The organism is Calothrix sp. NIES-2098 (assembly GCF_963875125.1).
Taxonomy (GTDB): domain Bacteria; phylum Cyanobacteriota; class Cyanobacteriia; order Cyanobacteriales; family Nostocaceae; genus Aulosira.
In genome coordinates this window covers 8,158,674-8,172,327 of record NZ_CAWNKJ010000001.1, presented here as the reverse complement: position 1 = coordinate 8,172,327, position 13,654 = coordinate 8,158,674, and the positions used below count along the sequence as shown (strand labels likewise).

11 protein-coding genes and 1 pseudogene are annotated in these 13,654 nt (G+C 42.8%); 9 read left to right on the top strand and 3 right to left on the bottom strand.

What is annotated here, in order from left to right; genetic code table 11:
• Positions 1 to 107 precede the first annotated feature (107 nt).
• From AACU33_RS34380 to AACU33_RS34350, 7 genes are all read left to right on the top strand, one after another.
• Complete coding sequence (locus AACU33_RS34380) at positions 108 to 620, top strand: TIGR02652 family protein (RefSeq protein WP_445291804.1); 513 nt, start codon at positions 108 to 110, stop codon at positions 618 to 620.
• A 173-nt stretch (positions 621 to 793) separates the two neighbouring features.
• Positions 794 to 1,219 carry a VOC family protein gene (locus AACU33_RS34375; protein WP_096595486.1) on the top strand — a complete coding sequence of 142 codons (426 nt, stop codon included), beginning with the start codon at positions 794 to 796 and terminating at the stop codon, positions 1,217 to 1,219.
• 141 nt (positions 1,220 to 1,360) lie between these two features.
• Positions 1,361 to 4,186 carry a M16 family metallopeptidase gene (locus AACU33_RS34370; RefSeq protein ID WP_096594723.1) on the top strand — a complete coding sequence of 942 codons (2,826 nt, stop codon included), beginning with the start codon at positions 1,361 to 1,363 and terminating at the stop codon, positions 4,184 to 4,186.
• A gap of 71 nt (positions 4,187 to 4,257) precedes the next feature.
• Complete coding sequence (locus tag AACU33_RS34365; protein WP_445291803.1) at positions 4,258 to 4,677, top strand: cupredoxin domain-containing protein; 420 nt, start codon at positions 4,258 to 4,260, stop codon at positions 4,675 to 4,677.
• Positions 4,678 to 4,915: 238 nt separating this feature from the next.
• Positions 4,916 to 5,743: a type I methionyl aminopeptidase gene (gene map / locus AACU33_RS34360; RefSeq protein ID WP_096594721.1), complete on the top strand. Its 828-nt coding sequence runs from the start codon at positions 4,916 to 4,918 to the stop codon at positions 5,741 to 5,743.
• A 387-nt stretch (positions 5,744 to 6,130) separates the two neighbouring features.
• Positions 6,131 to 6,787: a hypothetical protein gene (locus tag AACU33_RS34355; RefSeq protein WP_096594720.1), complete on the top strand. Its 657-nt coding sequence runs from the start codon at positions 6,131 to 6,133 to the stop codon at positions 6,785 to 6,787.
• Positions 6,788 to 7,088: 301 nt separating this feature from the next.
• Positions 7,089 to 7,832, top strand: coding sequence for a CpcT/CpeT family chromophore lyase (locus AACU33_RS34350; RefSeq protein WP_339376443.1), 744 nt, complete (start codon positions 7,089 to 7,091; stop codon positions 7,830 to 7,832).
• A gap of 143 nt (positions 7,833 to 7,975) precedes the next feature.
• Here the strand turns inward: AACU33_RS34350 and AACU33_RS34345 are convergent, their stop codons facing one another.
• Both AACU33_RS34345 and AACU33_RS34340 read right to left on the bottom strand, forming a co-directional pair.
• On the bottom strand, positions 7,976 to 8,314 hold the full coding sequence (locus AACU33_RS34345; RefSeq protein WP_096594718.1) for a type II toxin-antitoxin system death-on-curing family toxin: 339 nt from the start codon (positions 8,312 to 8,314) through the stop codon (positions 7,976 to 7,978).
• On the bottom strand, positions 8,314 to 8,511 hold the full coding sequence (locus AACU33_RS34340; RefSeq protein ID WP_096594717.1) for a DNA-binding protein: 198 nt from the start codon (positions 8,509 to 8,511) through the stop codon (positions 8,314 to 8,316). Before AACU33_RS34340 ends, AACU33_RS34345 begins: the two co-directional genes overlap by 1 nt.
• A gap of 176 nt (positions 8,512 to 8,687) precedes the next feature.
• Here AACU33_RS34340 and purL point away from each other — a divergent pair, with 176 nt between their 5' ends.
• Both purL and purF read left to right on the top strand, forming a co-directional pair.
• Positions 8,688 to 11,036, top strand: a complete 2,349-nt coding sequence (purL, locus tag AACU33_RS34335) for a phosphoribosylformylglycinamidine synthase subunit PurL (RefSeq protein WP_096594716.1) — start codon at positions 8,688 to 8,690, stop codon at positions 11,034 to 11,036.
• Positions 11,037 to 11,291: 255 nt separating this feature from the next.
• Positions 11,292 to 12,791, top strand: coding sequence for an amidophosphoribosyltransferase (gene purF, locus AACU33_RS34330; RefSeq protein WP_096594715.1), 1,500 nt, complete (start codon positions 11,292 to 11,294; stop codon positions 12,789 to 12,791).
• Between the two features lie 63 nt (positions 12,792 to 12,854).
• On the opposite strand, the pseudogene AACU33_RS34325 reads toward purF, so the two are convergent.
• Positions 12,855 to 13,604: pseudogene (locus AACU33_RS34325) on the bottom strand (Uma2 family endonuclease).
• Between the last annotated feature and the right edge of the window lie 50 nt (positions 13,605 to 13,654).

The following is a 13,654-nucleotide window of genomic DNA, read 5'->3' as shown; positions in this document are numbered from 1 at the left end:
AGTGACTTTGTAGCGGTAAACGGGTAAACCAAAGTGGTGGAGCCGAAGTGTAAAATCCAAACCACTGGTGCTGGTGAAGACAAAACTATGTTTCTACGCACTTCATGATGAATCCAGGCTTGCAGTACCCAATATTTGGCCCCGAAATTCAGTGTCCCCACTGTCGCCAAACGATTCCGGCGCTGACACTGACAGATACCTATTTGTGTCCGCGTCATGGGGCGTTTGAGGCTAATCCTAAAACTGGTGAATTAATCCATTTACAGTCGGGGCGACATTGGCGAAAGTGGAATAGTGAATGGTATCGACAACATACCCATCCTGACGGTATTAGGTTTGAAATTCACGAAGCTCTAGATAAGCTATATACCCAAGGTTATCGAGCAACGCGGGTGATTATTGCTCGTCGATATCAAGAATTGATGAGTGGCTATTTAGAACGCAGTACTCCTTGGCGTTCTGGACAACAGCCAGAAAATACATCAGCGCGGCTTTACGGTTTACCTGTGGAGTTTAGTCCCGATCCCGCAGACGAACCCTGCTGGGAAGTGATTAATTTCGATCTGGAAAAAGAGCCTGGTGTCCCTGTACGCTATCCTTATTTCCGATTATTTGAGTAAATAGTTGTTAGTCATTAGTCAAGAGTCAATAGTCATTGTTGAGTAGCATAGTGACTATTGATGAAAGAACAAATGGCAAAGTCCAAAATCTGAGCGTCGGCAGCCCACGCTCAGAACTTTGTAAGAAAGGGACAAATGACTAATGACTGATGACTAATGACGAATGGCAAATTATGCACCACGCTTCGATTCGGACTGCAAATATTCATCAGGCGATCGCCTTCTATGAGCAGTTGGGGTTTACAGTTTGCGAACGCTTCACTACAGGCTACACCCTAGCTTGTTGGATGGAAGGATTGGGTGGCAGAATTGAACTCATCCAAATTCCCGAACCTAAACCAGCCCCAGATGCTTTTGCAGACGAACATTATGTGGGCTACTATCATCTCTCATTCGATTTAACAGAGCTAACTGCTGATTTGCCTAGTTGGTTAAATAGTTTACAAGAAAGATTGGTAGCAGCAGACCTACAACCGCTAAAAGTGCTTTTAGAACCTACACAACAGCAAATAGGCGATCGCATCTTTGAGGTAGCTTTCATTGCAGATACTGATGGCTTACCCCTGGAATTCATTCGGATTTTGGCAAAACTCAACTAATTTTACTTTTATATTGATTATTTCTCCTGGTAGAATAGCTGATCTCAGTAGTTTTGCCTAGGTGATAAAGGATCGCAAGGATTAGACTATAGTCATCACTCCAAAATATGTAACTTAGTTTACAGAGTATCTGCAAAATCAATGTCTCTGTTTTCCACCTTATATCGATATCGTTTTCCATTATTGCTGTTAAGTTTATGGATAATTGCAGTGTTTTTATTTGGTGGTAAACCTGCTGATAGCCAACACATGGTAGTGTCTAAGCAAATACATACTCAATCAACAGTACATGCACAAAAAATCATACCCCAAACAGTGACAGAAAACGTCCACAAGACATTGTTAGAGAATGGTCTCACGGTACTAACAAAAGAAGTGCATACTGCGCCAGTAGTAACTGTACAAGTTTGGTACAAGGTAGGTTCGCGCAACGAAGAACCCGGAGTAAATGGTATTGCTCACCAATTGGAACACATGATGTTTAAAGGCACACAAAATCGTCCAGTGCAATTTGGGCGATTGTTTAGTGCTTTAGGCAGCGACTCAAATGCTCTCACCAGCTACGATCAAACAGCATATTACAACACCGCAGAACGGAATAAGCTCAAAGCGCTTCTCATCTTAGAAGCAGATCGGATGCACAATTCACTCATCGATCCCGAACAATTAGCTAGTGAAAAGCGTGTAGTCATTTCTGAGTTACAAGGTTATGAAAATAGCCCGGAATACCGCCTTAACCGTGCTGTCATGCGAGCAGCTTTTCCCGATCACGCTTATGGGTTGCCTGTAGGGGGTACAAAAGCTGATGTAGAGAATTTTACAGTGGAGCAGGTACAGCAGTATTATCGCAAGTATTACAGCCCCGACAATGCCATTTTAGCGATCGTTGGAGATTTCCAAACTGCGCCAACTCTAGAAGCAGTTCAAGAAATATTTGGGAAATTACCGAAGAGTCAACAGTCCAAAGTCAACAGTCCAAAGTCAACAGTCAACAGTCAACAGTTAACAGTATCCTCCTCACCCATTATCCTGAGAGAAGCAGGAGCAGAGAAAATGTTGCAAGCGGTCTATCCCCTACCGGATGTGAATCATCCAGATATGCCTGCTTTGCAAGTGATGGATTACATTCTGACAGAAGGACGTAGTTCTAGACTTTATCAGGCATTGGTAGAATCAGGTTTAGCTAGCGAGGTCGCTGCTTCTGTGGCTAGCTTGCGAGAATTTGGTTGGTACGAACTTTTAGTGACAGCTGCTCCTAATCAAAATTTAACCAAAATCGACTCCGTGCTGAAAAAAGCGATCGCCAATGTTAGCAAAACCGGAGTCACAGCAGAAGAAGTAAATCGAGCTAAGGCGCAATTAGAAGCGACGGTAATTTTAGCTAACCGTGACATCACTGACCAAGCAATGCAATTGGGTAATGATGAGACAACTACTGGCGATTATCGGCATACAGAAAGCTTCTTAGCCAATGTCCGCCAGGTGAGTTCGGCTGATGTTGTGGCTGTAGTCAACAAATACCTCAAACCAGAAGCGCGTGTAGTCGGTTTGTTTGAACCCAGCCAAAAACAGGCAAAAGCAGCTACAGCTAAACCACACTCTACACCAACTACAGAAAATTTCTCTTTAGGAGCACCTGTAGCCTCTACTGAGCTATTAAAGTACCTGCCTCCTGTTGATGAAGCAATGGAGATTGGTAAGCGACAGTTACCACAACAAATTACCTTTGGCAATGGTTTGCGCTTATTGCTACTGCCCGATCGCAGTACTCCCACAGTCACCCTCAGCGGTCACATCAACGCAGGTATGGAATTTGACCCAGAGGATAAAGCTGGATTAGCATCTCTGGTAGCAGATAACTTAATGAATGGAACTAAAACCAAAGATTTTTTAACAATTGCTAAAACCTTGGAAGAACGAGGGGCTAGTTTAGAGTTTAGAGCCTACCGCGAAGGCGTGCGGATTGAAGGTGATAGTTTAGCTGCTGACTTACCTGTATTGTTGAAAACTTTGGCAGATGTAGTTAAAAATAGTACGTTTCCCGCTAAAGAGTTGGAACTGGATCGCAAACAAGCCATAACTTCTCTCAAAGTAGACTTGGACGATCCAGATGAAGTCGCAAATAGAACCTTTATTCAGTCTATTTATCCGAAAAAGCATCCCTTGCATACTTTCCCTACAGAGAAGAGTCTCAAGCGAATTAAGCGTGAGGATGCGATCGCTTTTAAGAAAAAACATTATCGTCCAGATACAACAGTGTTAGCACTGGTAGGAGATTTTGATCCGGCTAAAGTGCGATCGCTGATTCAAAGTGAGTTTGGTGACTGGCAAGTTAGCGGTCAACCACCAAAATTACAATATCCTCAAGTATCTTTACCAGAAGGAGTGGTGCGTGTAAACTCGATCGTTCCAGGTAAATCTCAAGCTAGTACTTACATGGGTTATAAGGGGATTAACCGTCAAGATCCCCGATATTATGCAGCCTCAGTATTGAATGAGATTTTAGGCGGCGATACCCTTTCCAGTAGACTTGGGGCAGAAATTCGCGATCGCCAAGGTCTGACCTATGGAATTTATAGCTATTTCCAAGTCGGAAAGAATACTGGGACATTTTGGATTGAAATTCAAACCAGTCCCGAAGATACCAATAAAGCGATCGCCAGCACTCACAAACTCTTAAAACAAATTCATCAGCAAGGCGTAACTGCATCAGAAGTTGAAGCAGCTAAACAAACTCTGATCGGTGACTACAATGTTTCTCTAGCCAACCCAGAGGAATTAACCAAACATATTTTGATGAATCAGGTGTATGGACTTGATGAAGTTGAACTGCGCTCTTTTACAGAAAAGATTCAGCAAGTCACCCTGGCTCAAGTCAATCAAGCTGCGCGTGAGTTACTTCATCCAGATAAAATTGTGGTAGTGACTGCTGGCCCTGCTGTCTTAGCAGAGCAAAAAATTCAATAAAAATTCTGGAATTTACATACTTATTTCCTCAAATGCAAGCAATCAAGCGGATTTACATTATCCTGTTATTAATGCTGTGCTTTGGTATAAGCAATATTAATTCGGCCTTAGCAGCAAATGTATCTGGCGATCTACTCAAACAAGCTGCTGTTGAAATTCCAGTTAGCTTAGGAAACGCAGCTAACGAACTGAAATTTGAGCCAAGCAGCTTGGAATTTGTGACTGGTAAACGCTATAATCTCCGGCTCTCCAATCACAGCCAACTCAAGCACTATTTTACTGCCAAAGATTTTGCTGATGGCATCTGGACGCAAAAAGTTGAAGCAGGTAAAGCAGAAATTAAAGGAGCCATCCACGAAATAGAACTAAAACCAGGTGCTACAGCCGAATGGGTATTTGTGCCGTTAAAACCAGGAAAATATAACCTACGTTGCTCAGTACCAGGACACACAGAAGCAGGGATGACTGGCGAAATTACCGTCAGCAATTAAAAACTCCCCAGTAAACATTATTTGATTAAAGCAGACGAAGTGGCGCGAACAATATTGATGTTTCCTAGTTGCATCTAATTTGCGCCATCTCTCAAATTTTATGCTGGGTGGCTTAGTTACTGTCAGTAGCAAATTCGTAAGTAAAAAATAAGTTAATTTAAATATAGATATTATTTCTCAACTAACCTAGACAAAATTTCACTTTCAGCCTTCCAGCGCCCATTACTTTTAATTCCTCATGAACATCCTCAGTAACTTACTTGCTCAAACAACTCAGCCACCATCGCCGAAAAAACAACGCCGAGGTATCGAAATCAAATCGCCGCGAGAAATTGAAATTATGCGGCAATCAGCAAAAATTGTAGCAACTGTACTCAAAGAAATTTCTGAGTTAGTGCAACCAGGAATGACTACGGCTGATTTGGATGCTCATGCGGAAAAACGTATCCGAGAAATGGGTGCAACGCCAAGTTTTAAGGGATATCACGGTTTTCCTGGTTCGATTTGCTCCAGTATTAATAATGAAGTCGTACATGGAATTCCTAGCCCCAAAAAAGTAATTCGCACAGGGGATGTATTAAAAGTAGATACGGGTGCTTATTACCAAGGTTTTCATGGCGATTCTTGCATTACAATTGCTGTTGGTGAAGTTACCCCAGAAGCCACTAAACTGATTCGCGTAGCCGAGGAAGCTCTATATAAGGGTATTGAACAAGTAAAAGCAGGTGCATACTTGCTGGATCTTGCCGGAGCAATTGAAGACCATGTAAAAGCTAACGGTTTTACAGTAGTCGAAGAATTTACCGGACACGGCGTAGGACGTAACCTGCACGAAGAACCTTCGGTATTCAACTTCCGCACCAGAGAAATGCCAAATGTCAAACTTCGTGCGGGAATGACCTTGGCAATTGAACCAATTTTAAATGCAGGTTCCAAGCATACGCGCACTTTAGCCGATCGCTGGACAGCAGTGACAGTAGATAATGCTTTGTCCGCCCAGTTTGAGCATACCGTGTTGGTGACAGAAACGGGCTATGAGATTTTGACCGATCGCTCAAAAGTTTAACAGTTAAACGATTTTAGATTGAGATATCATCTCAAATCTGAAATTAGCACGCTCAAAAGCCTGAGTTTTATTTACCTTGAGCTTTGGACTCTTGACTAAAAACAAAAAGCCGACAGCCTTAAAAAAAAGACTGTCGGCAAATATTGTGTTCCCTATTAATGACTCGGCTAGAGTTCAGTTATAAGGCATTATTGCAGTTTGCCACTTGTACAGAGACGATCTTAATCATGGGCATCTGTGATTGTTATCACTGGATGGTCATAGCCCAACTGTATTTTATAAAGGAATTTCTCGATATTAAGAGAAAAATACACATCTTAAAGAGAGGAACTGTAACTTAAGCTACAAAGTCTTTTTATCTGTAAATACTAATATATCTTCGGTAAAATGCATCTTCATCCTGTAAATGTCATGAGTGGGGCAATTCTGCTTTTAGCATCCTTGGGTTGCGCCGCACCATTCCAGACTCAACTCTCTCCAGGTAATAGTTTTACAGCTACCCCTACAGCCATCCAAACCAGTTATAACTCAAAAAGTAATCAACCAACCACTAAAACTGACACTATTACTGTTGAGGGAGAAAAAATTCCTATTACCTTAAAACTTTATGACCAATACAGTAATTTATTTACCACATACTTTCCCGATGGAGAATTTATTGCTGAAGGCGGTAGTTCTGGGGAAGGTACCGGAGTGAGGTTTATTGCTAATTTTGGAGGTAACAAAAATGAAAATGCCTATGTCCACGTTGCTTTTCTGAATAATGTCAAAACTCTAGAACAGGTAAAAAGCTTTGTGAATGGCAAGAATGGTTTAATTGCATCCAATAAATGGCGCGTTGTTGACCGGAGTCAAAAAGTTCCTTATCCTTGGGCAAAAGAAAAGATTGTCTTCAGTAAAGGCAAGAACATAGTGGGAACTATTTATCTCGGTCAACAAAAGGGCAAAGTTTTCTATGTAATTACCCATTTCCCAGTAGAATATGGCGATGGATTTCCACCTAGAGCCGATTTGATACTCAAAAATATCCAAGTGAGTGGTTAATATTGCAATTAATACACATATATTTGGAAATTAAAGTTAATAAGTGCGATTGGTGGTGTTTCAACAGCGATCGCACTTTTATTTTTGCCAATCGATCGCGCAGCCGATCTAAGAGTAGTTTCTAGACTTAATTGCTAACCAACTATATTTACATAAAATTATCATCAGACGCAGCCTTAATGATTTGAGAGTTCATTGATTAATAAATCTAACTCTGAGTAGTAGATTTTAAATGTACATACCTTTAAAATTTTACTCATTTAATCAAAATATTGGTGATATTAGTTTAAGTTGCAAATCGATGATGAATCAACTGAAAGCTTACACCTTAGCGTTTTTATTGACGGGATTTGTTTTTCCACAACAGAGCCAAGCGGCTGAATTAGCATCTGTCTCAGGACAGGTTCAAGAAGTAGTACGGTGGTTTACAGGCAAATTTGATAATGTTACCCAAGTCGCTAGCAATCCTTCAGTGCCATTAATTACAATGACTAATTGCCAAGTGCAATTAGATGGTGCTAGTGGCACAGATGGAACGCAAAATGTTTATTTAGAGCAGCATAGTGCAGCTTTTAATCGAGTACGCTTTTATTCCTTCGGTAGTGGTAGTGGTGTTATAGACCTAGGTATTCGTAGCTTTATCAATTCAAGCAGTTTAAGTGGACTTTGCGATCGCCCTATTTCACAGAGAATTATTAGCCAGAATAATCTTGCAGCTGCTGTTTGTAGTCTGAATATAACCTATGAACCGAATCGCTATGTTGGTAATAATGCACCAACAGGTTGTCCTACAAGTACTGGTGGTAAGGCGGTATCTAGCGTTTCAATTGAAGCCAACAGCATTTATTCGTTAGATCAGATTTTTAGCAGCAGTGGTCAATTGCTAGTAAATACCCCAATTGAGTTTCAGAGGATCATCGCAACAGTTCCGGAATCTTCGCCTTTAGCTGGATTAGCACTTGCGGGTACTGGCTTAATATTTTTGCGAAGGAGAAAGCAAGCGGGAGTGTTGATGAGGAAATCAATTAACAGTAGGCGCTCATGATAAATATCAGGGTGCTGATGCACTCTGATATTTTTGGATATTTGATTAAATGAGAAAATAGCGATCGTTTTTCAGGAAAATAGTTTTGAAGAAAAACCAGGTCTAGGAGTTATATGACTGCGAAGCCATTTAGTAAATTCATCTCATCCTAACTCGCCAGATGCTACTTGCAAAATTATCTTTTCTTGTTCGTTTACGGAGGCATTAATCTCAAAACCATTCAACACCAAGAACACTTCCATTGCGGCGTGACCGATGCGTTTGTTGCCATCTATAAAAGGATGATTTTTAATGAGTGAAAAACTTAGAGCCGTAGCCTTTTCAACTATGGTTGGATAAAGTTCTTCTCCACCAAATGTCATTTTGGGTTGAGCTAAAGCTGATTCCAAAGCACCGAGGTTAGCAATACCCGCAGAACCACCCGACTGCTCGATAATGCGATTGTAGAGTTCCAACACCTCTTGAAAAGTCAGATAGCGCATTATGCCAGCCGCTTGTACAGTTCAGCATTTTTGTTGAGTACGTAATCCATTGCATCTTGAAACGATGTTTCTGGCTGATTTAGCAATTCTTCAACACCCATTAATACTAATTCTTCTATTGATATACCAAGACTAGTAGCTTTTTGTTGCAACTTCAGCAAATGCTCATCCGTAATTTTGATTGTAATGGTATTCATAATGCGATCGCAGACTTGAAGGGCTTGAAGACATTATCACTTTAGCACTGGCGATGTGGTGGAATCTTGAACAGAGGCGATCGCCTTTAAGATGAACTTGACAATTGTTCTGACTGTAACCCGAATCGGTAAGAAACCGATAGAATAATGCTCTGTCCTTTTGGTGCATTATTTCCATGACCGCCAAATCCTCTGCCCCCTTTTCACCTAAAGAAATCGCCGCTGAAGGTTTGAAACCAGAAGAATATGAAGAAATTGTCCGACGGCTAGGGCGACATCCCAACAAAGCTGAACTAGGAATGTTTGGGGTGATGTGGTCAGAGCATTGTTGTTATAAGAATTCTCGCCCTTTACTCAAACAGTTTCCTACTACAGGTCCTCGCATTTTGGTAGGGCCTGGTGAAAATGCTGGCGTTGTAGATTTAGGTGATGGGCTGCAACTAGCTTTTAAAATTGAATCCCATAACCACCCCTCAGCAGTTGAACCCTTCCAAGGAGCAGCCACGGGAGTAGGAGGTATCCTAAGGGATATCTTTACAATGGGTGCGCGTCCCATAGCTTTATTAAATTCCTTGCGCTTTGGTTCTCTAGAAGATGCCAAAACTCAAAGGCTGTTCCAAGGTGTTGTGGCTGGGATTAGCCACTATGGTAATTGTGTTGGAGTACCTACCGTAGGTGGCGAAGTTTACTTTGACCCCGCTTATTCTGGAAATCCCTTAGTGAATGTTATGGCTTTGGGATTGATGGAAACCCCAGAAATCGTCAAATCTGGCGCATCGGGGATAGGAAATCCCGTGCTGTATGTTGGTTCCACCACGGGACGCGATGGTATGGGAGGGGCAAGTTTTGCTAGTGCAGAATTAAGTGATGAATCTATAGATGACCGTCCGGCTGTGCAAGTAGGCGACCCATTTCTAGAAAAGTCGTTAATTGAAGCGTGTCTGGAAGCATTTAAAACAGGTGCAGTTGTCGCCGCCCAAGATATGGGTGCGGCGGGTATCACCTGTTCGACATCGGAAATGGCAGCTAAAGGCGGTGTCGGTATTGAATTAGATTTAGATAAAATTCCTGTGCGGGAATTGGGCATGGTGCCCTATGAATACCTGCTTTCGGAATCTCAAGAACGAATGTTGTTTGTTGCCCACAAGGGACGGGAACAGGAATTAATCGATATTTTTCACCGTTGGGGACTTCATGCTGTTGTCGCTGGTACAGTAATTGCTGAACCAATTGTGCGAATTCTGTTTGAGGGTGGAGTAGCAGCAGAAATTCCGGCGGATGCTTTGGCAGAAAACACACCGCTATATCATCGGGAATTGTTGACAGAACCTCCAGAATATGCACGCCAAGCTTGGGAATGGAAAGCTGATTCATTACCTCTGTGCACGAATGCTGGCATTGAAATTCAAGGCAGTTTGCAAACTTGGAATGATATTTTGTTAACTTTGCTTGATACTCCGACCATTGCTTCTAAAAGTTGGGTGTATCGTCAGTATGACCATCAGGTACAAAACAACACTGTAGTCTTTCCTGGTGGTGCTGATGCTGCTGTGGTGCGCTTACGTCCTTTAGAACCTCCCGGAAACACAGAAGCTAACAAAGCTGTAGCAGCTACGGTAGATTGTAATCCTCGCTACGTGTATCTTGATCCCTATGAAGGTGCTAAGGCAGTGGTTGCAGAAGCAGCGCGCAATCTCAGTTGCGTAGGTGCTGAACCTTTAGCTGTGACAGATAACCTCAATTTCGGCAGCCCTGAAAAACCAATTGGTTACTGGCAGTTAGCAGAAGCTTGTCGCGGTTTGGCGGAAGGCTGTCGGGAATTGGCTACGCCTGTCACTGGTGGGAATGTTTCTCTTTATAATGAAACTCTTGATTCTCAAGGTAATCCCCAACCCATCTATCCTACGCCTGTGGTTGGTATGGTGGGATTAATCCCAGATATCAGCAAAATTTGTGGTCAAGCTTGGCAGGCTGCGGGTGATGGAATTTATCTTTTAGGTTCATTGCCTACATCTGACGAAAGTTTGGGAGCTTCAGAGTATTTAGCCACAATTCACAGTACTGTTGCTGGCAGACCGCCCAAGGTAAATTTTGACTGGGAACGTCGCGTACAGCGAGTTTGCCGTGAGGGTATTCGTGCAGGCTGGATACAATCTGCTCATGATTGTGCTGAGGGTGGATTAGCAATTGCTTTAGCTGAATGTTGTATTGCTGGTAAACTTGGTACGCAAATTACGTTAGAAATTCCAGCAACACGCTTAGATACAGTTCTGTTTGGCGAAACTAGCGGACAAATTTTAGTATCTGTGGCGTCAGAACAACAAGGAATTTGGGAATCCTACTTACAGGAACATCTCGGCCAACAATGGCAAAAACTGGGTACAGTAGCTAATTCTGACTTGGGTTTGGGGGTCTTAACCTCTGATAACCAAACCTTAATAAACGTTAGTATCAACGATATGATGGATCGCTATTCCTACGCGATCGCTAGACGTTTAGCAATTCAAATTACTCCCTCTAATTAATTCGTAAAATCCCCCCTATGCGAATCGCTAACGTCAATTAGCATAATTACGGTACTGTTTTAATGGACGGTTAAAGTTTTATTAAGAGAACTGTAACTATCCACTCATACGCAATTTTGGATTTTAGGTTGTAAAAACGTTATCTGTCTTTACAATCCATCTTGATTCTCCATAAATCTTAATCAGTTGGAGCGATCCAAATTTGATATCGCCTAATCCCAGTGACTTGACACCACCACCAGGAGCAAAGCTAGCATGATTCCCCAAGATTCCGTCAGTTTGGATGACTACCCGCAACACTCAAACAACCCAATCAATAGTTATGAAAATCGTCCCGACAAGCCAGAAGAAGCTTGTGGTGTTTTCGGCGTCTACGCACCGGGAGAAGATGTTGCTAAACTAACCTACTTTGGATTGTATGCACTGCAACACCGGGGTCAAGAATCAGCTGGCATTGCCACCTTTGAGGGTACAAAAGTACACCTACACAAAGATATGGGCTTGGTGTCTCAAGTCTTTAATGAATCTGTTCTGAGTGAGTTACCAGGTAGTCTAGCCATTGGGCACACTCGTTACTCAACTACAGGTTCTAGCCGCAAAGTTAATGCCCAGCCTGCTGTGGTCGAAAGCCGCTTAGGTACATTAGCTCTAGCACATAATGGTAATTTAGTCAATACAGTACGGCTGCGCGAAGAGTTGCTGAAGAGCCAATGCAACTTAGTGACAACGACAGACTCAGAAATGATTGCCTTTGCGATCGCACAAGAGGTTAATGCTGGTGCAAGTTGGCTGGATGGCTGTATTAGAGCATTTAATCGCTGTCAAGGAGCCTTTAGTTTAGTCATTGGCACTCCTGTGGGGATTATGGGTGTGCGCGATCCTAATGGCATTCGTCCCTTAGTAATTGGTACTTTAGCTGGTGAGCCAGACCGTTATGTTCTAGCTTCTGAAACCTGCGGCTTAGATATTATTGGTGCGGATTACTTGCGCGATGTAGAACCAGGAGAATTGGTGTGGATTGACGAAGAAGGTCTAACTTCCGTTCGCTGGCATCAACAGCCGCAGAAGAAGTTGTGTATCTTTGAGATGATTTACTTTGCCCGTCCTGATAGCCTCATGCATGAGGAGAGTTTGTACAGTTACCGAATGCGGTTAGGAAGGCAACTAGCAGCAGAATCTGCGGTTGATGCCGATATTGTTTTTGGTGTTCCCGATTCTGGTATACCAGCCGCCATTGGATTTTCTCAAGCTTCTGGTGTCGCTTACGGTGAAGGACTAATTAAAAATCGCTATGTCGGACGCACCTTCATTCAGCCAACCCAAACCATGCGCGAATCGGGCATTCGCATGAAACTCAATCCCCTCAAAGATGTACTAGTAGGGAAGCGAGTCATTATTGTCGATGATTCGATTGTGCGGGGAACCACTAGCAGAAAACTAGTGAAAACCTTGCGTGAGGCTGGTGCAGCGGAAGTACATATGCGAATTTCTTCTCCTCCTGTGACTCATCCTTGCTTTTATGGCATTGATACCGACACCCAAGATCAGCTAATTGCTGCTACCAAGTCGGTGGAAGAAATTGCCAAGCAGTTGGGAGTTGACACCCTCGCTTATCTGAGTTGGAAGGGAATGTTAGAAGCTACAGGCGAAGACACTAATAATTTCTGTTCCGCCTGCTTTACCGGAGATTACCCCGTTCCTATTCCTGAGCAAGTGAAGCGTTCTAAGTTGATCTTAGAAAAGGTAGTCGTGTAGGGCTAAACATGTGCGATCGCTTCTTAGTTTAAATATTGAGCAAGCGATCGCATCACATCAAGCTCAAGTTTCTGGTTCAATTCCCAAAGCCCTTAACTGTTCTGCTAATCTTTCGGCTCGCTGATGTTCCTGTTCGGCACGTTAGCGTTCCTGTTCTGCCTGTTGACGTTCTTTGGTGGCTAACTCTCCTCCCCATAGTAATAATTCGCCTTGCTCATCCCACCAACGCAACCAATAGCCTGTACGATTTTCTCGGATTCCTTGCCAAACACCTAAAAATAAGTTCATTTCCGCAATCCAGTAACGGTTATTTGCATCTGGCGATTGCAGTTGATAACGTCCTGAGTTATCTCGTTGATAAACTTCTAAAACTCCCGCATCTGGTTCAAAAATGGCATAGTTTGGTATTTGTAAGACTTGCTCGTAATAGAACCATTTACCAGGGGGATAGGTTGGTTTACTAGAATACTCTCCACCTTCGGTATCTGAGATAAACTCCATCACAATTACTGGTAGATCGCCTTGCAACCGTGGGGTATAACTGCGCTTGACTTCGGCTCGTGGTACGCGAATAGAAGGCACATATCCCCAATCTGGAGCTTTGACTACGAACTGACGGTTCAAGGTAGCACAAATGCCATAGTTAGTGATGGTTAAGGCGTTGGCTGGTAATCTCCCTGACAGTTCCAAGCTTTCAGTTAGAGCCGCAGCTAGGGGAGGCTGATTAATGTTATCCACTGGCTCATCATCTAAAACAAAATCTTCTGGTAATTTTTCCCAGGTCACTTCATAGGTGGCTGCATTGGCTAGCATGGTGAGAGTGCCTCGTTAGCGCAATCAATTTTAAGTCTATGGTATCGTTA

Coding starts and splice junctions, on each gene's coding strand:
- AACU33_RS34380 (WP_445291804.1), top strand. CDS start 108: ATGAATCCAGGCTTGCAGTACCCAATATTTGGCCCCGAAATTCAGTGT.
- AACU33_RS34375 (WP_096595486.1), top strand. CDS start 794: ATGCACCACGCTTCGATTCGGACTGCAAATATTCATCAGGCGATCGCC.
- AACU33_RS34370 (WP_096594723.1), top strand. CDS start 1,361: ATGTCTCTGTTTTCCACCTTATATCGATATCGTTTTCCATTATTGCTG.
- AACU33_RS34365 (WP_445291803.1), top strand. CDS start 4,258: ATGCTGTGCTTTGGTATAAGCAATATTAATTCGGCCTTAGCAGCAAAT.
- map (WP_096594721.1), top strand. CDS start 4,916: ATGAACATCCTCAGTAACTTACTTGCTCAAACAACTCAGCCACCATCG.
- AACU33_RS34355 (WP_096594720.1), top strand. CDS start 6,131: ATGCATCTTCATCCTGTAAATGTCATGAGTGGGGCAATTCTGCTTTTA.
- AACU33_RS34350 (WP_339376443.1), top strand. CDS start 7,089: ATGATGAATCAACTGAAAGCTTACACCTTAGCGTTTTTATTGACGGGA.
- AACU33_RS34345 (WP_096594718.1), bottom strand. CDS start 8,314: ATGCGCTATCTGACTTTTCAAGAGGTGTTGGAACTCTACAATCGCATT.
- AACU33_RS34340 (WP_096594717.1), bottom strand. CDS start 8,511: ATGAATACCATTACAATCAAAATTACGGATGAGCATTTGCTGAAGTTG.
- purL (WP_096594716.1), top strand. CDS start 8,688: ATGACCGCCAAATCCTCTGCCCCCTTTTCACCTAAAGAAATCGCCGCT.
- purF (WP_096594715.1), top strand. CDS start 11,292: ATGATTCCCCAAGATTCCGTCAGTTTGGATGACTACCCGCAACACTCA.